Below are 23,205 nucleotides of genomic sequence, written 5' to 3'. Positions count from 1 at the left end.
TAGTCGGAGGTCCGTTGACATACACATGCGGTCCCAGCATGCTGAGCAAGCGCTTATTCGTCCGCGAGTTGTCCGCGAAAGGCAGGAGCAGGGCATGGCCGAGCCGAGGGTCTTCACGTCCGCCGAGGAACTGCGCGCCGGGATCGGCGCGCCGCTCGGTCCCAGCGAGTGGCTGGAGGTGGACCAGAAGCGGATCGACCTCTTCGCGGACGCCACGGGCGATCACCAGTGGATCCACGTGGACCCGGAGCGGGCAGCCGGCGGACCCTTCGGTTCCACCATCGCGCACGGCTATCTGACGCTGTCCCTGCTGCCCAGCCTGGTGCCGCAGATCATGCGGGTCGAGGGCATGAAGATGGGTCTCAACTACGGTACGAACAAGGTGCGTTTCCCCGCGCCGGTGCCGGTCGGCTCGCGGCTGCGCGCCACGGCCGCGATCACGGAGGTCACGGAGGCGGGCGGGGGCGTGCAGGTCACGGCCACGGTGACGGTCGAACGCGAGGGCGGCGACAAGCCGGTGTGCGTGGCGGAGTCGGTGTCCCGCTACTACTTCTGAGGCACTGCCACCATGCGGAGCACGAGGTCGGCGTAGAGCCCGCCGACCTCGTCGGGCGTGCGCTGCCCGCCCACGTTGAACCAGCGGGCCACGTCGATGCACAGCGAGAGCACCGCGAGGGTGGTGCCCGGCACGTCCGGGACGTCGAACTCCCCTGCCGCGACCCCGTCGGCGAGGATCCGGCGGACGGCGGCGTCGCTCTGCCGGCGCAGTGCCACGATCTCGGAGCGGTGCTCCGGAGCGAGAGCGTCGAGCTCGTACTGGACCACGCGTGCGGTGGTGTGGTGCGCCGCGTGCCACCGTACGAAGGAACGGACGGCGGCGTCGAGCCGCTCGGCGGCGCAGCCGGGGCCCTCGGCCGCGGTGGTCAGGATCTCCAGCGCCTTGTCGTGGCCGATCCGGCTGATCCGGTGGAGCAGCTCTTCCTTGGTCTTGTAGTGGATGTAGAGCGCGGCCGGGCTCATGCCGGCCCGGCCCGCGATGTCACGTGTGGTGGTGGCGTGGTACCCGCGCTCGGCGAAGGCCTCGACGGCGGCGACGAGCAGCCGCCGTGCGGCGTCGGGGGTGACCTCGGACCACGGCCGATAACCGTCGACCGTCTCCTCCGCGCTGTCCATCGCTCGCTCACCTCTTCACCGTGTGGAAGTGAACACCCTACCGGAGGGTGAGCAAGCGCTTAGTGCGGGCGGGCCGACTACTTCGGCGCGAAGGGGTCGTACTCGGCCATGATCTTCTCCATCCTGGCCTGATCCACCCGGCTGACGATCTGCCCGACCTCCTGACGGTCGCGGATCACCTTGGCGAGGGTGAAGGCCGAGGTGGTGAGGTACAGGACCGCGATGCCGAGGAAGGCACGGACCCAGCCGTTCGCCTCCAGGTTGTAGATCCCCACGGACACGGCGCCGATGGCGATGCCGAAGGAGGCGACGGCCTGGCCGTAGTACGCCCCCGTGTTCTGCTGCTTGACCGGTGTCTCGTTCATGGTTCGAGCATCGGGCGCGGCGGGAGCGGGCACATCCGCACGCGTACTCATGCCGGGTACTCATGCCGGGTACTCAGCCGGGCTCAGAAGGCGGAAACCCCGGTGCGGGCGCGGCCGATGAGCAGCTTCTGGATCTGGCTGGTGCCCTCGTACAGGGTCATGACGCGGGCGTCGCGCAGCAGTTTGCCCGCCGGGTACTCGTCGATGTAGCCGTAGCCTCCGTGCACCTGGAGGGCGTTGCTCGCGGCGCGCACGGCGGCCTCGGAGGCGAAGAGCTTGGCGGTGGAGGACTCGGTGGCGAAGGGCTGCCCGCGGTCGATGAGGTCGGCGACCCGCCAGGTCAGCAGCCGGGCCGCGTCCACGTCGACCGAGATGTCGGCGATCAGCTCCTGCACCAGCTGGTGGTGGGCGATCGGCTTGCCGAACTGCTCGCGCTGGGCGGCGTACGAGACGGCCGCGTCCAGGGCCGCCTGCGCGATGCCGACGCAGCCGGCGGCGACCGACATCCGGCCCTTGGCGAGGGCGGACATGGCGACCGAGAAGCCCTTGCCCTCGGGGCCGAGCATCGCGGAGGCGGGGACGCGGACGCCGTCGAGGGCGAGTTCGGCGGTGGCCTGGCCGCGCAGGCCGAGCTTGCCGTGGATCTCGCGGCGGGTCAGGCCCGGCGTGTCGGTGGGGACGAGGAAGGCGGATATCCCGCGGTGGCCGGGCTCGTCGCCGGTGCGGGCGAAGAGGAGGACCACATCGGCCCAGGTGCCGTTGGTGATGAACATCTTGCTGCCGCTGATGACGTACGCATCCCCCTCGCGCACGGCGCGTGTGGTGAGGGCGCCCGCGTCGGAACCGGTCCCGGGCTCGGTCAGGCCGAAGCAGCCGAGCGCGTCGCCCGAGCAGAGGCGGGGCAGCCAGGCGCGCTTCTGCTCCTCGGTCCCCCAGGCGGCGATCGTCTTGGCGACCAGGCCGAGGGAGACGGAGACGATCCCGCGGACGGCGGAGTCCCCGCGTCCGAGCTCCTCGGTGACGAGGACGTAGGCGAGGTGGTCGCCGCCGGAGCCGCCGTACTCCTCGGGGACGGTCAGCCCGAGGAAGCCGAGCGCGCCGAGCTTCTTGACGATGGCCCGGTCCACGCCCTCGGCGCGGTCCCACGCGGCGGCGTACGGGACGACCTCGCGCTCGGTGAACTCGCGGGCGAGCCGCCGTACGGCGCTCTGCTCCTCGCTCAGCTCCAGGTTCACCGGGCACCTCCGGGCGTCTCGTCCGGAGCGTTTAACTAGCACCGGTAGTTTATGGCGGCCAGGCCCTACTATGTGGCGCATGGCCAGACCGCGCAAGCCCCTCCTCAGCCGCGACCGCATCGTCGAGGCGGCCGGCGCGCTGGTGGACGCGGAGGGACTGGAGGCGGTGTCGACGCGGCGGCTGGCGGCCGCGCTCGGCGTCAGCGGGCCCTCGCTCTACAACCACTTCCGCACCAAGGACGAGATCCTGGACGCGGTGGCGGACTCGGTGAGCGCACGGGTCGACTTGTCGATGTTCGACGGCGGCCGGGACTGGCGGGCGTCCCTGCACGCGTGGGCGCACTCGTACCGCGACGCCCTCGCGGACCATCCGAACATCGTGCCGGTGCTGGCCCGCGGGCCGGGCCGCCGCCCGGCCGGACTGCGGCTGGCGGACGCGGTGTTCGGCGCGATGACGGCGGCCGGCTGGCCTCCGGCGCAGGCGACGCGGATCGGCGCGCTGATGCGGTACTTCATCCTGGGCTCGGCCGTGGGCTCCTTCGCCCGGGGTTTCGTGGACGACCGCGCCGCATACGACCCGGCGGACTACCCCCACCTGGGCCAGGCCCACCTGCTGGCAGAGCGGCAGCGCGAGGTGGACGAGGGCGCCTTCGAGACGGGCCTGGCGGCGCTGCTGGACGGCCTGGCCCTCCAGTACGAGGCCTTGAAGGAGACCGCGTGACGCCCCGGGACACCGACCTGATCACCGCGGCGCGAGCCGACGACGCGGCGCGCGCACGGGCCCTGCTGGAGGAGGCTCCCGACCTGGAGGCCCTCGGCGCGGACGGCCTGACGGCGCTGGACATCGCCGCGGCCCGTGGTGCGTACCCGGTGGTCGACGTCCTGCGCAGCCACGGGGCGCGGCTCGACCGCCAGGGCCCCGACGGCCGGACCCCGCTGCTGCGCGCGGTCGATGCCGGGGCCTACGGGGTCGTCTCACTGCTCCTGTCCTCTTCGGTGCCGACCTGGCCGACGGGCCCCGACGGGCGGACCGCCCTGGAACTGGCCCGGCACTGGCACGAGACGGGCGCCGAGAACGAGCTGCGCCGCCGGACGGGGGCCACGGGACCGGCGGAGCTCAGCCGCGTCCCGGACGACGAGCACTCCTTCACCGGCCTGCTGCGGCTGGCAGGCGCTGACGCGCGGGTGCGCACCGGGCACACGGCGATCCTGTGCGCACTGGAGGCGGCCCACGGCATACGGACCCCCTTCGCGGAACTCCTCGCACGCGCCGAGGCGGAGGCCGACCGCGACGGCGTGACGCGCCGCGCGGCCGTGGACGCGCTGGCCCGCCGGGCCGACCGCGAGACGTGGGAGGAAGCGGCTGCCCTGCGCGGACATCCGCTGTCCCCCGTACGGCACTTCGGCGCAGAAGTGGTGCGCGGCATGAACCTCTTCGGCGCGTGCGAAGCGGGTGGGACCTGTATCGACGGGCCCGCGTGCGTGCAGGTACTGACCCGGGACCTGTTCCTCCCCTGGGCGGCCGGAGAACCGGCACCGGAGGTCCTCGCCGAACTGCTCGCCGGCCTCTCGGAATGCTCGCCCGCCGTACTGTCCGACGCCGCGCTCGCCGACGTCCTGCTCCCCCACGCGGGGCATCCGTCCGCTCTGGTCCGACGGACGGTCGCGGTGGCCTTCAGCCGCTGCGCGGGAGAGGAGCGGGTGCGCCCGGCACTGCTCGCCTGTCTCCGGGACCGCGACGCCGTGGTGCGCGCCCAGGGCTGCCGCGCCGTGGCGGAACGCGGGGACCGTTCCGCCGACCTCCGCAGAGCGCTGCTGCCGTTGCTGGGCGATCCCTCCGTCGAGCTCCAGATCGAGGCGGTACGGGCGCTCGTGCTGCTCGACGACCCGCGGGGCGAGGAGGCGTTGGACTGGCTCACCTTCGGGTACCAGGAGGACTGGCCCGGGTACTGGTCGCTGGACGAGGCGCACCGGCACCTGCGGCGGCGGCGAGAGGCGGCGTCCGGCGCGGCCGGGCCGGACGTGGCGGCCGGGCCGGCCGGCTGAGATCGGCCACGCCACCGGGTACGGGACGGCGGGGGCCGGCAGCGGGGGAGGCGGCGGCGTTCGGTCAGAAGACGACCAGGGAGCGGCCGCCCTTGCCCGCCAGCATGGCGTCGAAGGCGGCCGGGATGCCGTCGAGGGTGATGCGGTCGGTGACCAGGGCGCCGAGGTCGAGGCGGCCGGCGCGGACGTGTTCGGCGATCACCGGGAGGTCGCGGGCGGGGTCGCTGTTGCCGTAGACGCAGCCCGTGAGGGTGCGGGCGAAGTGGAAGATCTCCAGGGCGTGGAAGGTGACCTGCTGCTCCTTGCCGCCGATGCCGACGACCGTGGTGCGGCCGCCGCGACGGGTGGACTCCCAGGCTCCGCGGATGGTGTCGGCCCGGCCGACGCACTCGACGGCGACGTCCGCGCCCTGCCCGCCGGTGAGCGCGCGGATCTCCTTCGCGGTGGTGTCGGAAGCGAGCACGAACGCGGTGGCCCCGGCCGCGCGGGCCAGTTCCTCCTTGGCCGGGGACACGTCGACGGCGATGACCGGGCCCGCCTGCGCGATCCGGGCGGCCTGGAGGGCGGCCAGGCCGACCCCGCCGACGCCGAAGACGGCCACCGACTCGCCCGGCCGGACCTGGGCACTGTGGTGGACGGCCCCGTAGCCGGTGAGGACGGCGCAGCCGAGCAGGGCCGCCTCGGGCAGCGGGATCCCGGCGGGCGCGGGCAGCACGCAGTTGGCCGCGACGACGGTCTCCTCGGCGAAGGCGGCCACGTTCAGCCCGGGGTGCAGCTCGGTGCCCTGCGCGTCGTGCGCGTAGACGGCCCCGACCCCGCTGAGCGCCTTGGCGCAGAGCCAGACCTCACCGATGGTGCAGTGGTGGCACTCCCCACAGGACGGGGCCCAGTTGAGCACCACCGCGTCGCCGGGCGCGACGTGCGTGACGCCCTCGCCGACGGCGAGGACCGTGCCCGCGCCCTCGTGGCCGAGGACGGCTGGCACGGGGACCCGCATGGTGCCGTTGGTGAGGGAGAGGTCGGAGTGGCAGACCCCTGCTGCGGCGAGCCGTACGCGGACCTGCCCGGGGCCGGGATCGGGCAGCACGATCTCCCGTATCTCCAGCGGGGCTCCGACGGCGGGCAGGATGGCGGCGCGGACCATGGTCGTCGTCTCGTCTTTCCGGTGCTGGGGAGGGTGGAGGGGCTGAGAACCCTGCGGGGTCGCGGGATCAGAACTGCAGGGACTTGGTCTGGAGGTACTCCGCCAGGCCGTGCGGGCCCAGCTCGCGGCCGACGCCCGACTGCTTGTAGCCGCCGAAGGGCGCGAGGATGTTGTAGCGGCCGCCGTTGATGTCCACCTGCCCGGTGTCCATGCGGCGGGCGAAGGCCGCGGCCGTCTCCTCGTCCGCGGCCCAGACGGCGCCGCCGAGGCCGTAGACGGTGCCGTTGGCGATGCGCAGGGCCTCCTCCTCGTCCTCGTAGGCGAGGATCGACAGCACGGGGCCGAAGATCTCCTCCTGGGCGATGGTCATGTCGGGTGTGACATCGGCGAACACGGTGGGGGCCACGAAGTAGCCCTGATCGTGGGGCGCGTCGGGCCCGCCCGCGACGAGGCGCGCGCCTTCCTCCACGCCCTTGGCGATGAAGCCGCGGACGCGTTCGTGCTGCTTCGCGTTGACGACCGGGCCGATGCGGGTGCCGGCCTCGCGGGGGTCGCCGGTGGGGTACTCGGCGACGGCGGCGGCCGCGAGCGAGACCGCCTCCTCGTACTGGTCCCGGTGGACGAGCATCCGGGTGAGCGCGTTGCAGCTCTGGCCGGTGTTGTTCATGACGTGGCCGACGCCTGCCGCGACGGCCGTGGCCAGGTCGGCCCCGGGCAGGATGACATTGGCCGATTTGCCGCCGAGTTCGAGGGCGACGCGCTTGACGGCGGCGCCGGCCGTGGCGCCGATCTTCCTGCCGACCGCGGTCGAGCCGGTGAAGGAGACGAAGTCGACTCCCTCGTGCGCGGCCAGCGCCTGCCCGGCGACCGGACCGGTACCGGTCACCAGGTTGAAGACTCCGGCCGGGATCCCCGCGTCGTGCACGGCCTCGGCGAAGAGCTGTGCGGTCAGCGGGGTGTCCTCGGCCGGCTTGAGGACGAGGGTGCAGCCGGCGGCGAGAGCGGGCGCCACCTTTGCAACGACTTGGTACAGCGGATAGTTCCAGGGCGTGATGGCCCCGACCACACCGACCGGCTCCAGCAGGACGGTGGAGTTCCCGATGCGCTCCTCGAAGGCGTACGAGGCGGCCATCTCGGCGAAGGAGGAGGTGACGGCGATCGACCCTCCGACGTGGACCGCCTTCGCGAACGGGAGCGGGGCGCCGAGTTCGGCGGTGACGGTCTCGGTCAACTCGCCCTTGCGGGCCTGCAGTGCGTCCCGGAGCGCCCCGATCAGCGCGGCGCGCTCGGCCGCAGGCGTGGCCGCCCAGCCGGGCAGGGCCGCACGGGCCGCGCGTACGGCCGCGTCCACGTCCTCGGCGGTGCCGGCCGGGACCTCGGCGATGACCTGCCCGTCGGCCGGGTTGACGACCTCGATCCGGTCGGCTCCGACGGCGGGCCGCCACGCGCCGTCGATGTACATCCCGTCCTGTGCCTTCATGGCATTCCTCCCGAGTACGTACGCGTCTGCGCGTGGATCCGGCCTCCCCGACACCCTACAAACTAGCGGCGGTAGTTTTTCTCGGCCAGGGGTGGCCCGGGATCAGATGATGCCGAAAAGCATCCCTGCCGCCAGGACGACGAGAGAGGTCAGAGCAGCCCATTTCACGGTGAAACGGGTGTGGTCGCCGAACTCGACCTTGGCCATGCCGACGAGGACGTAGACGGCCGGAACCAGCGGGCTGGACATGTGCAGCGCCTGGCCGACGAGGGAGGCGCGGGCGATCTCCAGCGGGGAGACCCCGTGGGCGGCGCCGGCCTCGGCGAGGACGGGCAGGACGCCGAAGTAGAAGCCGTCGTTGGACATGAAGTAGGTGAGCGGCAGGCTGAGCACCCCGGTGACCAGCGCCATGTGCGGGCCCATGCCCTCGGGGATGGCGGCGACGAGCCAGTCGGCCATGTGCTTGACCATGCCGGTGCCGGTGAGGACCCCGGTGAAGACGGCGGCGGCGAAGACCATGCCGGCGACGTTCAGGACGTTGTCGGCGTGGGCGGCGATCCGGGCCTTCTGGTCGGGCATGTGCGGGAAGTTGACGGTGAGGGCGAGGGCGGCGCCGAGCAGGAACAGCACCGGGATGGGCAGCAGCTCCGCGATCATCGCGGTGAGGAGCGCGACGGTGAGACCGGCGTTGAACCAGTAGAGGCGCGGGCGCAGGGTGGGGCGCTGCGGGTCGAGGCCCTGGAAGCCCTCGCCCTCGCCGGGCGCGGCGGCGGAACCGGGAGCCTCCGCGGACTCGGCACCGGTACCGGTACCGGCGTCCGAGCCCGAGCCGGCCGCGACGAGGGCAGCGGGTTCCTGCTCCTGCTCCTCCACAGCCTCGCCGGGGAGGGCCAGGAGGCCGACCCGGCGGCGTTCCTTGATGCCGAGGACGTACGCCAGGACGAACACGAAGAGCAGGCCCGCCGCGAGCGCCGGGATCATCGGGACGAAGATGTCGGCGGCGTCGAGCTTGAGCGCGGTGGCGGCGCGGGCCGTGGGGCCGCCCCAGGGCAGGGTGTTCATGACGCCGTTGGCCGTGGCCGCGACGCCCGTCATGACCACCAGGCTCAGACCGAGCCGCTTGTACAGCGGGTACATGGCCGAAACGGTGATCATGAAGGTGGTCGATCCGTCGCCGTCGAGCGACACGATCGCGGCGAGGACGGCCGTACCGACCACCACCCGCATCGGGTCCGCCTTGCAGAAGCGCAGGATGCCGCGCACGATCGGGTCGAAGAGGCCGACGTCGATCATCACGCCGAAGTAGACGATGGCGAACATCAGCATGGCGGCGGTCGGCGCGAGCTTGCCGACGCCGTCGATGACGTAGTCGCCGAGGTGGGCACCCTTGCCCGCGAACACGCAGAAGAGTGCGGGGATGAGGACGAGGGCCGCGATGGGCGACATTTTCTTCAGCATGATCAGGACCAGGAAGGTCGCGATCATGGCGAAGCCGAGGAAGGTCAGCATGGGGGGAAGGTAGGTGCCGCCTCCTGGGGCCAACAAGACGTCTGCGCGTGAGCAATACGAGCAAAACCCCAGCTCAGGGCAGGGGTGTGAGCTCGACGGGGAAGCCGTTGAGCACGGCCGTGCCGGACAGCCTGTCGAGCCGCGTGCCGTTGAGCAGCTGGTTGACGTTGGCGCCGGGCGCCGCGGCGGCCACCGCGAGGCGGGCGCCCGCGCGGTCGTGGCCCCAGCCGTGCGGAAGGCTCACCACCCCGGTGCGGACGGAGTCGGTTACCTCCACCGGCACCTCCAGGCTCCCGCCCTCGGCGGTGATCCGGGCCCGGCCGCCGTCGGTGAGGCCCAGCCGGCCGGCGTCCTGCGGGTGGATCTGGAGGGTGCAGCGGTTGGAACCTCCGGTGAGGGCCGGGACGTTGTGCAACCAGCTGTTGTTGGACCGCAGGTGGCGGCGGCCCACGAGCACCAGGGCGGCGGGGCGGTCGGCGAGCGCCGCGCGCAGCCTGGGGAGTTCGGCCGCGATCGGGTCCGGGAGCAGCTCGATCCTGCCGCTGCGGGTCCTCAGCACGCCCGGGAGCCGGGGCCGCAGCGGGCCCAGGTCGATGCCGTGCGGGTGCGCGAGCAGCCGCTCCAGGCTGAGCTCCCCCTCGGCCGCCGCGCCGAACCGGTCTCCGTACGGCCCGAGTCGGAGCATCAGGTCGAGCCGGCGCTCGGGGCCGCTCTCGCCGGTGAGCAGGCCGGCGAGGCGCGCCGGGTCCTGCCCGTGGAGGGGCGAGCCCGGGTCGGCGGTCTCCTTGGCCAGGGTGCTTTGGACGGCCAGTTCGTCGACGGCCTCCGGTCCGGCCGAGCCGTGCATGCCGGAGACGGCCAGGACGAGGCGCGCGTGGATCTCGCACTCGTCGAGGCGGCCGGCCTCGAGCGGGACGGCGGCACGCGTGTAGCGGACCTGGTTGCGGACGGCGAAGCCGTTGAAGGCGAAATCGTGGTGTGCGCTCTGCGAGGGCGGCGGCGGGGGCAGGACGACGTGGGCGTGGCGTGAGGTCTCGTTCAGGTACGGGTCGACCGAGATCATGAAGTCGAGGCCGGCCAGTGCCCGGTCGAGCCGGTCCCCGTCGGGTGCGGACAGGACCGGATTCGCGGCGATGGCGATCAGGGCGCGGATCCGCCCCTCCCCCGGGGTCTCGATCTCCTCGGCCAGGGCGGCGGTGGGCAGTTCGCTCTTGACCTCGGGGTGACCACTGACCCGGCTGTGCCAGCGGCCGATGGCGAACCCCTTGCCGGGCCCGGCGGGGCGGGGCCGCGGGCCGGCGGCCGGGAGCGGGAAGAGGGCTCCGCCCGGCCTGTCGAGGTTGCCGGTGAGGATGTTCAGCACGTCGACCAGCCAGCTGGCCGGCGTGCCGTACTCGACGGTGCAGCTGCCGATCCGCCCGTAGACGGCGGCGGTGGGCGCGGCCGCGAGCTCGCGGGCGAGGGTGCGGATCTCGTCGGCCGGGAGGTCGCAGGCGGGGGCCACGGCCTCAGGAGTGAAACTCCCGAGGGCGGCCTCGAGTTCCCCGAGTCCTTCGATCCGTTCTTCGAGCGCGCCGGGGGCGGCGAGCTTCTCGGCGAGCAGGGTGTGCGCGAGGGCCGCGAGCAGTAGGGCGTCGCTGCCGGGGCGCGGCGCGAGGTGGCGGTCGGCGAGCGCGGCGGTACGGGTACGGCGCGGGTCGACGACTACCAGGGTGCCGCCGCGGGCGCGCAGCGCCTTGAGCTTGCCGGGGAAGTCGGGGGCGGTGCACAGGGAGCCGTTGGACTCGATGGGGTTGGCGCCCAGGAGCAGCAGGAAGTCGGTCCTGTCGAGGTCGGGGACCGGGATGGCGAAGGGGTCGCCGAAGAGCAGCCCGCTGGAGACGTGCTTGGGCATCTGGTCGAGCGTGCTGGCGGTGAACAGGTTGCGGGTGCCGAGGGCCTTGAGCAGCAGCGGCGGGTAGAGGGCGCCGGCCATGGTGTGGACGTTCGGGTTGCCGAGGACCACGCCGACCGACTGGGGACCGTACTCCCGCACGAGTGCGGGGACGGCGGCGGCGATGGCGTCGTAGGCCTCCTCCCAGGTGGCCTCGCGCAGTCGGCCGTCACGCCGGACCAGAGGGGTGCGGAGCCTGTCGGGGTCGGCGTCGAGCTGCCCGAAGGCGGCGCCCTTGGGGCAGATGAAGCCCTTGCTGAACACGTCGTCGCGGTCACCGCGGGCGCCGGTGACGGAGGCGCCTTCGATGGTCAGGGTGAGGCCGCAGGTGGCTTCGCAGAGGGGGCAGATGCGCAGGGCGGTGCGGGGCATGGGCCCTCCATGGGCGACAGGCTGCGGCACGGGCAGGGGCACGGGCAGGGGCACGGGCAGGGGCACGCGGGGAGCGGCACCGAGCATACCGACCGGTAGGGAGGGAGGGGAGGGGCGTGCGGGACCGAATGCGCAGGGTCGTGGGGCGTGGGGGCGTAGGCCAGAGGCCAGGGGCGCGGGGCGCGCGTAGGGCGGGATCAGTCCAGTACGCGGGCGAGGTACGCCTGCATCATCGCGCGGGTCTCCGCGACGATCTCGGGATCGCCGGCCGGGTCGGTCCGGAAGGCCAGCTGGATGAGGGCGTCGGTGGCCTCGACGGCGACGAGGACCGCCCGTTGCAGTGCGGCGTCGGGGGTCAGGCCGAGGTGCGCGGAGAGCAGTTCGGTCAGACGGGCGGCGACCTGGTGGTTGGGGTCGGCCTCCGGACCCTCGGACGGCGGCGCGGGGACGCCGAAGTCGACGAGCGCGAATCCGGGGACGCTGCGCTTCATCGCCAGGTACTCGTCCAGTACGGCGTCCACGACGGGCCGCCAGTCGGTGGCGGGGAGGCCGGCGAGCCGGTCGGCGATGCCGTCGGCGTAGCGGTCCAGGTTGCGGTGGGCGAGGGCGATCGCCATGGCCCGCTTGTTGCCGAAGAAACGGTAGACGGAGCCGATCGGCACTCCGGCGCGCAGGGCGACGGCGCGGGTGCTGAGGTTCTCGTACCCGGTCTCGTCCAGCAGCTCGGCGCAGGCGTCGAGGATCCGGGCGAGCCGGTCGGCGCTGCGCTGCTGGACGGGCGTACGGCGCAGTGAGTGGGCGGGAGGCACGGGGTCCATCATGCCGCTCCTCGCTTCCGGGGTCGGCAGGGGCCTCAGTTCAGCAGGAGGCTGAGGCCTCCGACGGTGTACGTGATCATCAGCGCCAGCAGTGGCAGTTGGCCGGCCACCGCCTTCGCGGGCGGAAAGAGGCGTACGGAGCGGTCGTGGGCGGCGACGACGCCGAGCACGTGGCCGGTGACGACCGCGATGACCTGGAGCGCCGAGAGGGCGCCGGGGCCCAGTGGTGGGGCGGGTTCGGGGGCGTTGTCAGTGCCCAATGCCATGCTTACTGTGCGTGGTCCTTCGACTACCAGGAGGGAGAAGTAGTGGGCGATGAGATAGCCGAGTGCGATCGGTACGAGTGAGTGCGCGAAGGCGGTGAGCGGGCCGGGGTGCGGGCCGCTGACGAGGCGGGTGGCGGCCGCGCACAGGCAGTACAGGGTGGCGACGAGGGCGATGGAGGCGAGGAGTCCGAGCGTGGCCGCGGGGGTGCGGCCGAGGGGGGAGGTCTGGAGGGCGTTGATCCAGGAGGGGTTGTCGGAGAAGCCGTCGTAGGCGGTGGAGCCGAGCAGGACGCAGACGGTGGCGACGAGTCCGGGCCGCTCGGGCGTCGCGTCGAGTCCGTGGAAGGGGTTACGGAGAACGAGGCGGCCGTCGCTGCGACGGCCGAGGGGGGAGAGCCGGGCGAGGAGGGCGGAGTACGCCTCGAAGGCGTCTCCGTCGTCGAACCAGCGCTCGCCGAAGCGGGCGGCGAGCAGCAGCTGGGTGGTGGCGTAGGTGGCGAGGGCGATCAGGAGGGTGGTGGTGGATGCGGGATCAGGAGCGACGAGTTCGAGCCAGGTGAATCCGAACAGCCCGGCGGCGGCGGGCCATTGTCCCAGCCGGGCGGGGAGGGGGCGGTCGGGGCCGGAGCCGCGGCGGCGCAGGGCCCGGGAGAGCAGGCGGTGCAGGGTGCGGAGCGGGTTGAGCAGGCGCCAGACGGGGCCGAGGAGGAGGGAGGCGGGGACGAGTCCGACCCAGAGGAGGACGTAGACGGCGCCGGGAGCGGGGTTGTGCGCGGGGTCGTCGGGACCGAGGAGGAGGTGGAGCAGGACGGCGAGGGCGGCGGCGAGCCCCAGTCCGCGCAGGGCGGTTCGGGTGGCCGGCGCGTCGGCCACCCGCTGGAGTCCGGCGGGCAGGGCTAGCCCCGAGCGCTCGCCGCGGAAGCGGGAGGTGGACCAGAGGAGGCCGAGTGCGAGGAAGGAGACGAACAGCGCGGCGAAGGCACCGGCGAAGGCGTAGAAGGGGGAGATCGGCAGATCGTGCTGGGAGCCGATCCCGTGCGCGAGCACGGCGAACGGATCGGTCGGGTGAAGGACCACGCCCTGACCGACGCCGCCACCGCCGCTGCCCGACGCGCCGGGGCTCACCGCCGCTCCACCGGAAGTTGTGCCCCACCGCCGCCCGGTGGGGTCATCGGACGAGGAGTTGGGTCAGGACGAGACGGGACTCGTGGGTCTCGACCTCGAAGAGGCCCGTGCGGTCGGCCGTCAGGATCAGGGTGGCCTCCTGGCCTGCCGGCAGGGCGAGCTCCTTGTCGTAGCCGTGGACGTGCAGGGTGTCCGCGCGGTCGCTCGTGACGCGCAGGGCGACGCGCTCCCCGCGCCGCAGCTCGGTGCGGCCGGGGGCGGGGCTGACCTTGCCGTCCCGGACGGTGACGGTGACGGTCCGGTCGGCCTGCTGCGGGTCCGGTGACTTCGGCGCGGCCCCGGTCTCCCCGTGGCCGTGGCCCGCGGAGGCGCCCGGGGCGGTGGCGGTGAGCGGGATCGTGGCCTCCACCGGCTTGCCGGACACCGCCCAGGCGGTGTGGTCGTCCGCGTAGAGGCGGACGGTCAGGGTGTGCGCACCCTCGGGGACCTGCGCGGCGGGCAGGTGGAACCACGGGCCGTACAGCCGGGCCACCTTGCGTCCGTCGAGCTCCAGGTGGGCGTGGCCGGCGCCCGGGAGGGCGGCGCCGCCGGTGCTGTCGGGGGTGAAGCGGTAGTTCTTCACCGCGAGTTGGAGGTTCCAGCCGTCCTCGGAGTCCGGGCGGACCGTCAACTGGACCTCCGGCGCGCCCTCGGCAGGAACCTCGCGGAGCCGGTGGCCGGCGCCGTCGTCGGTGTTGAGCAGGGTGCCGACGTTGCCGGAGGCCTGCTCGTGGCTGGTGCCGGGCTTGTGGTGGGTGGTGGCCCGCCCGCCGCAGCCCGTCGCCGCGCCGCACGCCAGGAGCAGGGCGAGGGCGAACAGGGCCGCGCCGCGGGCGGCTCGGCGGGTCCTGCGGGCCGCGCGGGGCGGCGTACAGCAGGCGTCGCACCGGATCTCGTCATCGGGGCGGCCGGTCACGGCTGGCCTCCTGTGGTCGGGGCGATCGGGAAGGCGGCGGCGGCGGTCACGGCGCCGGGTCCGGGGTGGTCGGGGTGGTCGGGGGTTCGGACGACGCGGCGGGGAGGGTCGGGGCAGGGCCTGCGGAGCCTCCGGGACCTGCGGGACCTCCGGGGCCTCCCTGGCCTGCGGAGCCTTCGGGACCTGCGGGGCCTGCGGGACCTCCGGGGCCTCCGGGGCCTCCGGGGCCTCCGGGGCCTGCGGGGCCTCCCGGGCCTGCGGGGACCGGGGTGCGGTCGCCTGCCGGGGCGGGGTCCGGGGCGGCGGGGCCCGGGGTGGCGTCCGGGGTGGGGCCCGGGGCGGCGTCCGGGGCGGCGGGGCCCGGGGTGGCGTCCGGGGCGGCGTCCGGGGCGGCGTCCGGGGCGGCGTCCGGGGCGGCGTCCGGGGCGGCGTCCGGGGCGGCGTCCGGGGTGGCGTCCGGGGTGGCGTCCGGGGCGATGTCGACGGTGCACAGGGTCGCGAAGATCTCCTCGTGCGGGCGTTCCACCTCCAGCAGCGGGCCTTGACCGTCCAGATCGGGTCAGGGCAAGCACGGGGTGGTCGTGGCGGCCAGCCGTGCTTCGGCGCCTGCCCGTACGTCGGGGGTCGCCATCGGGTCGTTGAGCAGCGCCGTGATCCGCTCCAGGGTTTCGGGGTGGTCCGGGGCGTGGGCTATGCCCAGGAGCCGGGCCCCTTCCTCGCAGTCCCAGAGCGACTCGGTGTGGGCGTGGTCCAGCCCGCCAGGGTCGATGGCGGCCAGTGCCTCCAGGTAGGCGGCCCGCTCGTAGGCGTGCGGGGTGCGCAGCCAGAACCTGCGCAGGTCCGCCACCGCCCCGGCGGCCGCCGGCCCGAAGCGGGCCAGCCGCCTCGCCGTGGTGTCGGGGCCGCACCACGCGCGGTTGCGCCACTGGTCGGCGGCCTGCGCCAGGCGCAGGAACTTCCGGTACGCGTCCTGCCCGTCCTGCACCATGGCACTCCCGCCTCTCCGACTTCATGAGCCGAAGCACGATGGATGTCACCGGACGCGTCGCAGCGGGCGCGGTCATGCAGGTCGACTCGACCCCGCCGGACGTGAGGGGGTCGGCCGGCCGCCCGTGGCGGCGATCAGAGCCGTCAGGCCGTCGAGGTGGCGGTCGAGCCCGAAGGTGAACAGGGATTCGCCGGACAGGTCCAGGCCGGGGTCGGCGCGGGCGGCGGTGAACGCCGGGAAGGTGCCGTCCGACAGCAGCGCGGCCATCCGGGCCTCCTGAACCTGCATCCACTGGTCGCCGGTGACGCCGCTGGCCTGCCCCGCCTCCTGCTCCGCCGCGAGGTCGACGGCGCAGCCCCGGACGAAGCCGAAGAGCGAGACTGCCGCGTGCATCCGGGTGTTGGCGTCGAGGCCGAGGCCTTCCAGGGCCGCCAGAGCCTCCTCGACGTGGCGCATGCCGTTCGGGGAGAGCTGTGGGCGGGCGAGGTTCACCGTGGCCGCCAGCCAGGGGTGCTCCTGGTAGAGCCGCCACTGGGACCGGGCCGAGAGCTCCAGGCGGGACCGCCAGTCGGGCGGGGCCGGGGTGGGCAGGTGTGCCTGTGCGTAGGCCGCATCGACCATCAGTGCGAGGAGCTGGTCCCGGTTCTGCACGTGCCGGTACAGCGACATCGCCGAGGTACCGAGTTCGGCGGCCAGCCGCCGCATGGTGAGCGCGGCTGCCCCTTCCGCGTCGGCGATGGCGATCCCCGCCCGCACCAGGCGCCGGCGCGCAGTCGACTCCTCCGTCGGCTCGTGCGTCCGTCGGCCCGTCGCCGGCCCGTCCGTTCGCGACGCACGGGGGACGGCGCAGACCACGGTGCCCACCCCGGGCACTCCTCGGACCAGACCCTCCTGCCGCAGGACGGCCAGTGCCTTGGTCGCCGTGGCCATGGCGACTCCCCACCGCTGGGTGAGCGCCCGTGTGGAGGGCACCCGGTCCCCTGGGCGCAGTTCGCCGGTCTCGATGCGGCGGCGCAGTTCGGCGGCGATCTTGGCGTATGGCGGTTCTGCGGACATGAGGCACTCCTTGGTGTACTAGTACATGGAGTCTAGTGCACTAGTAGTCCTTCCCCAATTTCGCACTTCACAGGGGGATTTGCTGCCCATACGTTGTACGCATCGGCCTGAGAGAGGAACCCGAGATGACCACCACCCGCACCACCACCACCGGCACCACCACCGCGACCGCCCGTACCGTGCTGATCTCCGGCGCCAGCGTGGCCGGCCCCGCCCTCGCCTACTGGCTGCGCCGTCACGGCTTCGCCCCCACCGTGGTGGAGCGCGCCGAAGCGGTGCGCGAGGGCGGCTACGCGGTGGACTTCCGCGGAGAGGCGCTGGACGTGCTGGACCGGATGGGCCTGCTGGAACGCATCCGCGAACTGGACACCGAGATGGGCGACGCGGCGATGGTGGACGCCGAGGGGTGCCAGTACGCGACCCTGCCCGCCGTGATCTTCGCGGGTGACCTGGAGGTCCTCAAGGGCGATCTGACCAGGATGCTGTACGAAGCCACCCGCGACGACGTCGAGTACGTCTTCGGGGATTCCATCGCGAGCCTGACCGAGGACGAGCACGGCGTCGAGGTCACCTTCGAGCGGGGCACCCCCCGCCGCTTCGACCTGGTCGTCGGCGCCGACGGTCTGCACTCGCGGACCCGGGCCCTCGCCTTCGGCCCCGAGGAGCAGTTCGTCCGTCACCTCGGCATCTACACCGCCATCTTCAGCCTGGACAACTACCTCGGCCTCGAGAACACCGGCCGGCTCTACGCCGCCCCGGGCAAGGCCGCCAACATCTTCACCGCCCGCGCCAACACCGAGGCCCGCGCCGCCTTCCACCTCGCCGCCGAGCACCTCGAGTACGACCGCCACGACCGCGTCGGGCAGCAGCGGATCATCGCCGAACGCTTCGCCGACGACGGCTGGGAGATCCCGCGTCTGCTGCACGAAATGGCGCAGGCACCGGACTTCTTCTTCGACGCCAACGCCCAGGTGGAGATGGACAGCTGGTCCAGGGGACGGGTCGTGCTGCTCGGCGACGCCGGCTACTGTGCCGGCCCGACCTCCGGCCGCGGCACCTCGCAGGCCCTGATCGGCGCCTACGTCCTGGCCGGTGAACTCGCCGCGTCCGGAGGCGACCACACCACGGCCTTCGCCGCGTACGAGCGCGAGATGCGCGGCTACGTGAGCGAGCACCAGAGCGTGGGGCGTGAGGGCGCGGAGCGGTTCTTCATGCCCGCGCCCACCCAGGAGATCCTGGACATGCTGGCTGCCCAGGCACCCGAGAACACCCGCACCACGCCGATCCGGCTGCGCGACTACGCCGCACCGGCCTTGCACGAGCCGGCTGCGGGCGCGGCGGTCATGGGCGGGGCCTGACGGGCAGGGCTCGTCGTGGCTGCCCGAGGACGAGCAGGATGAAGGCGGCGTCGGTCGGCACGACACACAGCCGTTCCGGTCGGCGGCAGCGGCCGCCGCTGCCGCCGCTGCCGTCCTGGCTATGCCGGCCGGGGCCGTCGCCGACCAGCGCAGCGAGCCCGTCTCCTTCGGGCGGAGATCGTGTGGGACGGCAGGAGCCGGAAGGGAAGGCACCTGTACAGCGGCTGCCCGGCCGGTGCGTTTTCTCCGCGCGGGGGGGGCGTCCCGAGGGGCGCGTGGACCACGATACAAACGGCGGCGCGGGTCCACGGTTCGGTCAGGCCGTGGCGGCGAGGGTGTCGTCGAGCCAGTCGTAGATGCGGGCGATGGACAGGCGCATCGCGCCGGGGTGGCAGTGGGCGCCGGCGCCTTCCTCCGTGGTGAACTCCATGAGGGTCTTGGGGCAGGTCAGGTGGTCGTAGAGCTGCTCGGGCTGGCCCTTGAAGAAGATGTCTTCTTCGGCGTCGCACACGAGGGTGGGGCACTGGATCCGCTCGGCGATGCCCCCGGCGAGGGTGTGGTCGAGGTAGGAGGCGTTGAAGGCGCGGGGGGTGTCCACTCCCATGACGTACATGCCGTGGTTGATCGCCCAGCGTGCGATCGGGTCGTTGGTCATGGCCTGTTCGAAGGCGGCGTCGAGTTCGGGGGCGGACGCGGCACGCAGGAGGCGCTCGGCCTCCTCGCGGGTGCCGGGGATGTTGCGTACGGCGATCTGGCCGAGGCCGTAGAGACCGTCGACGGCGATCAGCGCGGCCAGACGGTGCTCGAACGCGGCGGCCCGGGGGGGGCGAGGATGCCTCCCATGCTGACGCCGAGGAGTGCGATGCGGCTGTCATCGACCTCGGGGAGGGTCTCGGCGAAGTCCACGACGGGGGTGATGACATTCTCCCAGTCCGGGCGGAAGACCAGGCCTTGGTGGTGACGGGGTCCGGGCATGCCGGGGCCGTCGAAGGTCAGCACGTTGTAACCGCGTTCGACACCGGCCATCGCCCCGAAGAAGTGCAGTTCCTCCGCGGTGCCGTCGAACCCGTTGTGCATGATCAGTGTCGGCCGCGGTGTCCCCGAGTCGTCGACCCGGTAGAAGTAGCCGGGCAGCGTGGTGTCCTCGTAGGGGATCTCGACCGGCTCGATGACCGGGGTGAACAGTGCCGCCGCCGCCTTGAAGCAGGCCACGGAGCGGTCGTAGGCGTCGTCGTGACGCGGGTCGCAGGGGTGGCCGTGCAGGAAGAACTCCGCCGACCGGTAGTAGTTGGAGGCGCGCAGGAACCCGTCCCGGGCACTGACGCGGTGGCCGGCCGCCAGCGCCTTCTGCGCCTCGCCCGACACTCGGTCCGCGGTGGCCATCCACTCGACGTACCAGCTGTCGTAGTCGCCTTCGGTGATCCGCTCGCCGGTGGAGACCACCTCGCCGAAGTCCGCACCGCCGTAGGCGATGTGACTCATCGACCGCAGGGTCTCGTACCAGAACTGGACATTGTTCGGGAACAGCAGCGGCTTCATCGAAATCTCCCGTGTCATCTGAAGGTGAGGACTGACGCCTCTTGGTCCCTGGCGAGCCTGCTCGCCCGGCCCTTCGCCGCCGCTCTCGCGGTGCGTTCTTCGGCGTGATCCAAGCTTCCGACGGGACGGTGTCCACCTTCCAGGCCAAACGCAGACGATCGCTGTCCACCCGTGTCCGCTCCTGCCCAACCCTGCTCCGGAGCACGCACCCCAGCGCGACGGCGCGGTCTCCGGGCCGCCGTCATGCACCACCGGCCGAGCGAGCATTTCACGTCCTGATCAACAAGCCCAGAACGACGGCCGGCTGTAACGCAAAGTACTTCCGCCGCAACCTCCGTGGGCACTGCGCCGGCCGTTGCCGCCCCTCCGTGCCGTGGAACACGGTTGCGGGAGCTGGATGCGATCCTGCACCTATGAACCATCTCGGCGATACGAACCTGCGTACCTGGACGCTGCGCTTCATGGCGCTCCTAGCGGTCGACACCCCGGATCAACTTGCCTGGCTGGGCGAGCGTGAGCTGGAAACGAAGGACGTCGTTGAAGAGGTGGAGCTCCTCTGCCGTGTCTCCGAAGGACTCGCAGAGCGCGGAGTCTTCGAGCCGGAGGATCTGCGAGGTCTTCAGGCCATCGGTCGTCGCCTCGGCGAGATCGATGCCACCTGCCGCGTCGGCCTCTGGCACAACGCCCTGGCCACGGATCCGGCGTGGGACGACATTCGTTCTCTCGCCCGCCAGTTCCTCCTGACGAGGATGGGCGACTGGCGTCAGCCACTGCCACGTCCCGTGGGCACGCACAAGGGCGACCACTGAGCGCATCCCCAGGCCGCCCGTGCGACTCTGACGCAGTCAGCGCCGCGCACGACTTCTGTGGACCGAGCCCGACGCGGCAATTCCTTGTGCTGGACCAAGTCCAGGTCGGTTGCAGTGCCGACGGGATTTGAACCCGCGGACAGATAGGAGCAGGCCCGCCCCGACTCCGTCAGTCGACGTGAGAGGGACCTCGCCCACGTCGATCGCATTGGACCGCTCTGCCACGGCACCGCAACCTGCGGGAATGCGCGCACTCCCGCTCCGACTCAGGGTAGAGCCGTCGTCCTCTGCGGACGAGTCCTTATCCGGGACAGCAGCGACCGCTGCCACTCGCATCCTTCGGTCAAAGACCGTTCTCGATCACAGCCTGGTGGCCAGCCAGACGGTAACGGCCGCAGTGGCGGTGAGCCCGACGTTGAGTGAGATCCGGCGGTCTTCGCCGGTCAGGTGGACGGCGATCGCACCTCCCTGGAGGAGTACGAAGCCGCCGGCCGCGGCCGGCGCCAGCGGGAGTGCGATGTCCGTCAGCGGCGGCAGGATCAGGCCGGCCGCGCCGAGTATCTCGACCGTCCCCAGCGCCCTGAGGGCGGGCAAGGGCATACGGTCGACCCAGGACATCATGGGCCGGAGCTCATCACGGCTGTGGATCACCTTCAGCGTGCCCGCGTAGACGTAGAAGAGGGCGAGCAGTCCCGCGACGATCCAGTAGGCGATGTACATAGTTCCCTTTCACGAGTCATCGGTTCGCGGCAAACCGTCGACTGGTTCAGTTGAGGTCGGTGGCGGGCTCGGTCGAGTAGCGGCTCATCGCGTCGATGTTGGCCTGGGGAGTCAGCGGCCGGCCGTCGGCGAGCACGTCATGGAGGTCCCGGAAGTACTGCACGTACAGGTCGGGGGTGAAGGTGCTGAGCAGGACGGCGGGCTGGTCGGTCAGGTTGGCGAAGGTGTGCGGGGTGCCGGGCGGAACCATCACGAGCGTGCCCGTGGTGGCGTCGTGGTCCTCGCCGCCGACGGTGAACCGGATGGTGCCGGAGAGGACGTAGAAGCCCTCGTCGTGCAGGCCGTGGCGGTGCTGAGGCGGGCCCTGGGTGTGCGGGGCGAGGACGGACTCGGTGATCGCGAGGCGGTGCCCGGTGTGGCTGCCGTCCTCCAGGACGCGCATGCGCGTGGTGCCCAGAACGATCGTCTCGCCCTCGCCGGGACCCACCACTGACAGGGCGGGTCCGGTCTGCGGCTCGCTGGTCTTCGCTTCTTCGGGCATGCCCCAAGTGCATCGCCGGGGACCCACGGCTGTCCAAGACCCATCCCGCAGCGCCGATACCTCGTGGGTATCGTTGCAGCATGGAGCTACGGACCCTGCGCTACTTCGTGGCGGTCGCCGAGGAACTCCACTTCGGCCGGGCCGCCACCCGACTGCACATGAGTCAGCCGCCGCTGAGCCGGGCGATCAAGCAGTTGGAGGCCGAAGTCGGGGCCCTGCTCTTCGCCCGCTCGCCCACCGGCGTCACGCTCACGCCGGTCGGAACGGTGCTGCTCGACGAGGCGCGAGCCCTGCTCGGTCATGCCGACCGCGTCCGGGTACGCGTCAGCGCGGCGGCCGGCATCGCGACCATCACCGTCGGCATCCTGGGCGACGGCACCGACCCGGGAATGTCCAGGCTGGCCGCCGCCTACCGCCGGACCCACCCCGGCATCGACATCCGCGTCCGCGACACCGACCTGACCGACCCGACGTGCGGGCTGCGCACCGGACTGGTCGACGTCGCCCTCACCCGGGCGCCGTTCGACGAGTCCGCCCTGGCGGTGCGTGCGCTGCGGTCCGATCCGGTCGGCGTGGTCCTGCGCGCCGACGATCCGCTGGCCCGCCGCGACGGGCTGCGGCTGGCCGAGCTGAGCGACCGCCGCTGGTTCCAGTTCCCGCAGGGCACCGACCCCATCTGGCAGTCGTACTGGAACGGCGGCACGCCGCGCGAGGGCCCAGTGGTGCGCGCAGTTCAGGAATGCCTGCAGGCCGTGTTGTGGAACGGCACGGTGGGCCTGGCCCCGCTCGGACACGACCTGCCCGCGGAGTTGGCCGTGGTACCGCTGACCGACATGGCGCCGAGCCGGGTGGTGGCGGTGTGGAACGAAGGTGACACCAACCCGCTGATCCGATCGTTCATCGAGATCGCGACAGCCGCCTACCGCCGCTGAGCATCGGCAACGGCGCAGGAAGAATCCGCCACGGCTGTACAGCGCGGGGGTGCCGTACGGGCCCGACACCGCCTGTGGCGACTCAGTGGACAAGGGGCTGGTGGGGCTGGTTGGGCTCGCCGTTAAATGCCTCGACATCGGGCGCGGTGATCGGGGACGCTTCGCGCGATGACAAGAATCGATGACACGCCGCCCGCGTGGGACGAGCGCACCCAGCTCACCACGTTTCTCGACTACGCACGTGACACCGCCCGCGCCAAGTGCGATGGCGTCTCGGGGGAGAACGCCCGCAAGGCGCTCTTGCCGGGCTCACCGTTGATGACCATGAGCGGATTGATCAACCATCTCCGCTGGGTCGAGTACCACTGGTTCCAGGTGGTCTTCCTCGGCGAGGAGGACCAGGGCCCCTGGACCGATGAGGACCCCGACCGCGAGATGCGTATCGCCGTCGACTTCCCGCTCACGCAGTTGCTCGACGAATACGCCGAACAGAGCGCCCGTTACCGCGAACTGGTCGCCGGGAACGACCTGGACAAGCAGGCCCAGCGAACGATCCGCGACGGCCTCCGTGTCGACCTGCGCTGGATCCTCCTGCACCTCACCGAGGAGACGGCCCGCCACAACGGCCACCTGGACATCCTGCGCGAGATGCTCGACGGCACGACCGGCGGCTAGATCCGGCAGGGATCACGGGCGAAGCCAGAGTCGGATCGAGGCGACGGTGACGGTGCCTTGGCAGACGTAGCCGCGCTCGTCGAAGCCTGCGGGCCGGCCGCCCTTGCTGGCCCTGCGTCGGCGGTCGGCCCGCGTGGGCTCTCGTTCGAGCCGCGGCCTGCGGTCG

At 72.4% G+C, this 23,205-nt stretch carries 24 protein-coding genes, 1 tRNA gene and 1 pseudogene; 7 read left to right on the top strand and 19 right to left on the bottom strand.

The window, feature by feature from the left end; genetic code table 11:
• The first annotated feature begins 94 nt into the window (after positions 1–94).
• Positions 95–556, top strand: a complete 462-nt coding sequence (locus AB0D29_RS14760; RefSeq protein WP_362854332.1) for a MaoC family dehydratase — start codon at positions 95–97, stop codon at positions 554–556.
• On the opposite strand, the gene AB0D29_RS14755 is transcribed toward AB0D29_RS14760, so the two are convergent.
• The 3 genes from AB0D29_RS14755 to AB0D29_RS14745 all read right to left on the bottom strand — a co-directional run bounded on the left by AB0D29_RS14755 (position 547) and on the right by AB0D29_RS14745 (position 2,773).
• On the bottom strand, positions 547–1,173 hold the full coding sequence (locus tag AB0D29_RS14755) for a TetR/AcrR family transcriptional regulator (RefSeq protein ID WP_362854331.1): 627 nt from the start codon (positions 1,171–1,173) through the stop codon (positions 547–549). The two genes, AB0D29_RS14760 and AB0D29_RS14755, sit on opposite strands and share 10 nt — an antisense overlap.
• A 77-nt stretch (positions 1,174–1,250) precedes the next feature.
• Positions 1,251–1,538 (bottom strand): YiaA/YiaB family inner membrane protein, encoded by a 288-nt coding sequence (locus tag AB0D29_RS14750; protein WP_362854329.1) that lies wholly within the window; start codon positions 1,536–1,538, stop codon positions 1,251–1,253.
• A gap of 83 nt (positions 1,539–1,621) precedes the next feature.
• Complete coding sequence (locus AB0D29_RS14745; RefSeq protein ID WP_362854328.1) at positions 1,622–2,773, bottom strand: acyl-CoA dehydrogenase family protein; 1,152 nt, start codon at positions 2,771–2,773, stop codon at positions 1,622–1,624.
• Between the two features lie 79 nt (positions 2,774–2,852).
• Here AB0D29_RS14745 and AB0D29_RS14740 point away from each other — a divergent pair, with 79 nt between their 5' ends.
• Positions 2,853–3,494, top strand: coding sequence for a TetR/AcrR family transcriptional regulator C-terminal domain-containing protein (locus AB0D29_RS14740; RefSeq protein WP_362806524.1), 642 nt, complete (start codon positions 2,853–2,855; stop codon positions 3,492–3,494).
• Positions 3,491–4,819: a HEAT repeat domain-containing protein gene (locus AB0D29_RS14735; protein ID WP_362854326.1), complete on the top strand. Its 1,329-nt coding sequence runs from the start codon at positions 3,491–3,493 to the stop codon at positions 4,817–4,819. The genes AB0D29_RS14740 and AB0D29_RS14735 overlap by 4 nt, the downstream gene beginning before the upstream one ends.
• Before the next feature lie 64 nt (positions 4,820–4,883).
• Here the strand turns inward: AB0D29_RS14735 and AB0D29_RS14730 are convergent, their stop codons facing one another.
• The 10 genes from AB0D29_RS14730 to AB0D29_RS14685 all read right to left on the bottom strand — a co-directional run bounded on the left by AB0D29_RS14730 (position 4,884) and on the right by AB0D29_RS14685 (position 16,465).
• Positions 4,884–5,963 carry a Zn-dependent alcohol dehydrogenase gene (locus AB0D29_RS14730; RefSeq protein WP_362854324.1) on the bottom strand — a complete coding sequence of 360 codons (1,080 nt, stop codon included), beginning with the start codon at positions 5,961–5,963 and terminating at the stop codon, positions 4,884–4,886.
• 67 nt (positions 5,964–6,030) lie between these two features.
• Positions 6,031–7,443 (bottom strand): aldehyde dehydrogenase family protein, encoded by a 1,413-nt coding sequence (locus AB0D29_RS14725; protein ID WP_362854322.1) that lies wholly within the window; start codon positions 7,441–7,443, stop codon positions 6,031–6,033.
• A 102-nt stretch (positions 7,444–7,545) separates the two neighbouring features.
• Positions 7,546–8,952, bottom strand: coding sequence for a citrate:proton symporter (locus AB0D29_RS14720; protein ID WP_362854321.1), 1,407 nt, complete (start codon positions 8,950–8,952; stop codon positions 7,546–7,548).
• 73 nt (positions 8,953–9,025) lie between these two features.
• Positions 9,026–11,257, bottom strand: coding sequence for a molybdopterin-dependent oxidoreductase (locus AB0D29_RS14715; protein WP_362854319.1), 2,232 nt, complete (start codon positions 11,255–11,257; stop codon positions 9,026–9,028).
• Positions 11,258–11,454: 197 nt separating this feature from the next.
• Positions 11,455–12,075 (bottom strand): TetR/AcrR family transcriptional regulator, encoded by a 621-nt coding sequence (locus tag AB0D29_RS14710; protein WP_362854418.1) that lies wholly within the window; start codon positions 12,073–12,075, stop codon positions 11,455–11,457.
• 35 nt (positions 12,076–12,110) lie between these two features.
• Entirely contained in the window at positions 12,111–13,418 is a 1,308-nt protein-coding gene (locus tag AB0D29_RS14705; protein WP_362854416.1) for a hypothetical protein, read from the bottom strand.
• A 91-nt stretch (positions 13,419–13,509) separates the two neighbouring features.
• Complete coding sequence (locus AB0D29_RS14700) at positions 13,510–14,325, bottom strand: hypothetical protein (protein ID WP_362854414.1); 816 nt, start codon at positions 14,323–14,325, stop codon at positions 13,510–13,512.
• Between the two features lie 142 nt (positions 14,326–14,467).
• A complete protein-coding gene (locus AB0D29_RS14695) occupies positions 14,468–14,947 on the bottom strand; it encodes a hypothetical protein (RefSeq protein WP_362854317.1) in 480 nt (159 codons plus the stop codon).
• 33 nt (positions 14,948–14,980) lie between these two features.
• Positions 14,981–15,409, bottom strand: a complete 429-nt coding sequence (locus AB0D29_RS14690) for a hypothetical protein (RefSeq protein ID WP_362854316.1) — start codon at positions 15,407–15,409, stop codon at positions 14,981–14,983.
• A gap of 72 nt (positions 15,410–15,481) precedes the next feature.
• Positions 15,482–16,465: a TetR/AcrR family transcriptional regulator C-terminal domain-containing protein gene (locus AB0D29_RS14685; protein ID WP_362854315.1), complete on the bottom strand. Its 984-nt coding sequence runs from the start codon at positions 16,463–16,465 to the stop codon at positions 15,482–15,484.
• A 125-nt stretch (positions 16,466–16,590) separates the two neighbouring features.
• Here AB0D29_RS14685 and AB0D29_RS14680 point away from each other — a divergent pair, with 125 nt between their 5' ends.
• Complete coding sequence (locus AB0D29_RS14680) at positions 16,591–17,823, top strand: FAD-dependent monooxygenase (protein WP_362854313.1); 1,233 nt, start codon at positions 16,591–16,593, stop codon at positions 17,821–17,823.
• Positions 17,824–18,139: 316 nt separating this feature from the next.
• Here the strand turns inward: AB0D29_RS14680 and AB0D29_RS14675 are convergent, their stop codons facing one another.
• Positions 18,140–18,478 (bottom strand): hypothetical protein, encoded by a 339-nt coding sequence (locus AB0D29_RS14675; RefSeq protein WP_362854311.1) that lies wholly within the window; start codon positions 18,476–18,478, stop codon positions 18,140–18,142.
• A gap of 128 nt (positions 18,479–18,606) precedes the next feature.
• Positions 18,607–19,362 carry an alpha/beta hydrolase gene (locus tag AB0D29_RS14670; protein WP_362854310.1) on the bottom strand — a complete coding sequence of 252 codons (756 nt, stop codon included), beginning with the start codon at positions 19,360–19,362 and terminating at the stop codon, positions 18,607–18,609.
• Between the two features lie 413 nt (positions 19,363–19,775).
• On the opposite strand from AB0D29_RS14670, the gene AB0D29_RS14665 reads away from it, so the two are divergent.
• Positions 19,776–20,171 (top strand): hypothetical protein, encoded by a 396-nt coding sequence (locus tag AB0D29_RS14665; protein WP_362854308.1) that lies wholly within the window; start codon positions 19,776–19,778, stop codon positions 20,169–20,171.
• Between the two features lie 112 nt (positions 20,172–20,283).
• Here AB0D29_RS14665 and AB0D29_RS14660 read toward each other — a convergent pair.
• From AB0D29_RS14660 to AB0D29_RS14650, 3 genes are all read right to left on the bottom strand, one after another.
• Positions 20,284–20,402 (bottom strand) — tRNA-OTHER (locus tag AB0D29_RS14660).
• Positions 20,403–20,531: 129 nt separating this feature from the next.
• Positions 20,532–20,891: a DoxX family protein gene (locus AB0D29_RS14655; protein ID WP_362854306.1), complete on the bottom strand. Its 360-nt coding sequence runs from the start codon at positions 20,889–20,891 to the stop codon at positions 20,532–20,534.
• Positions 20,892–20,937: 46 nt separating this feature from the next.
• A complete protein-coding gene (locus AB0D29_RS14650; RefSeq protein ID WP_362854305.1) occupies positions 20,938–21,432 on the bottom strand; it encodes a cupin domain-containing protein in 495 nt (164 codons plus the stop codon).
• A gap of 80 nt (positions 21,433–21,512) precedes the next feature.
• Between AB0D29_RS14650 and AB0D29_RS14645 the strand changes: the two genes are divergently transcribed.
• Complete coding sequence (locus AB0D29_RS14645) at positions 21,513–22,364, top strand: LysR substrate-binding domain-containing protein (RefSeq protein WP_362854304.1); 852 nt, start codon at positions 21,513–21,515, stop codon at positions 22,362–22,364.
• Between the two features lie 168 nt (positions 22,365–22,532).
• Positions 22,533–23,039: a DinB family protein gene (locus AB0D29_RS14640; RefSeq protein ID WP_362854302.1), complete on the top strand. Its 507-nt coding sequence runs from the start codon at positions 22,533–22,535 to the stop codon at positions 23,037–23,039.
• Positions 23,040–23,051: 12 nt separating this feature from the next.
• Here AB0D29_RS14640 and AB0D29_RS14635 read toward each other — a convergent pair.
• A pseudogene (locus AB0D29_RS14635) lies at positions 23,052–23,171 on the bottom strand (IS5/IS1182 family transposase); the annotation flags it as partial.
• Positions 23,172–23,205 lie beyond the last annotated feature (34 nt).

It is taken from the genome of Streptomyces sp. NPDC048424 (assembly GCF_040651555.1).
Taxonomy (GTDB): Bacteria; Actinomycetota; Actinomycetes; order Streptomycetales; family Streptomycetaceae; genus Streptomyces.
The sequence above is the reverse complement of the archived record's forward strand: the minus strand, read 5'-3'. Positions and strand labels throughout refer to the sequence as shown.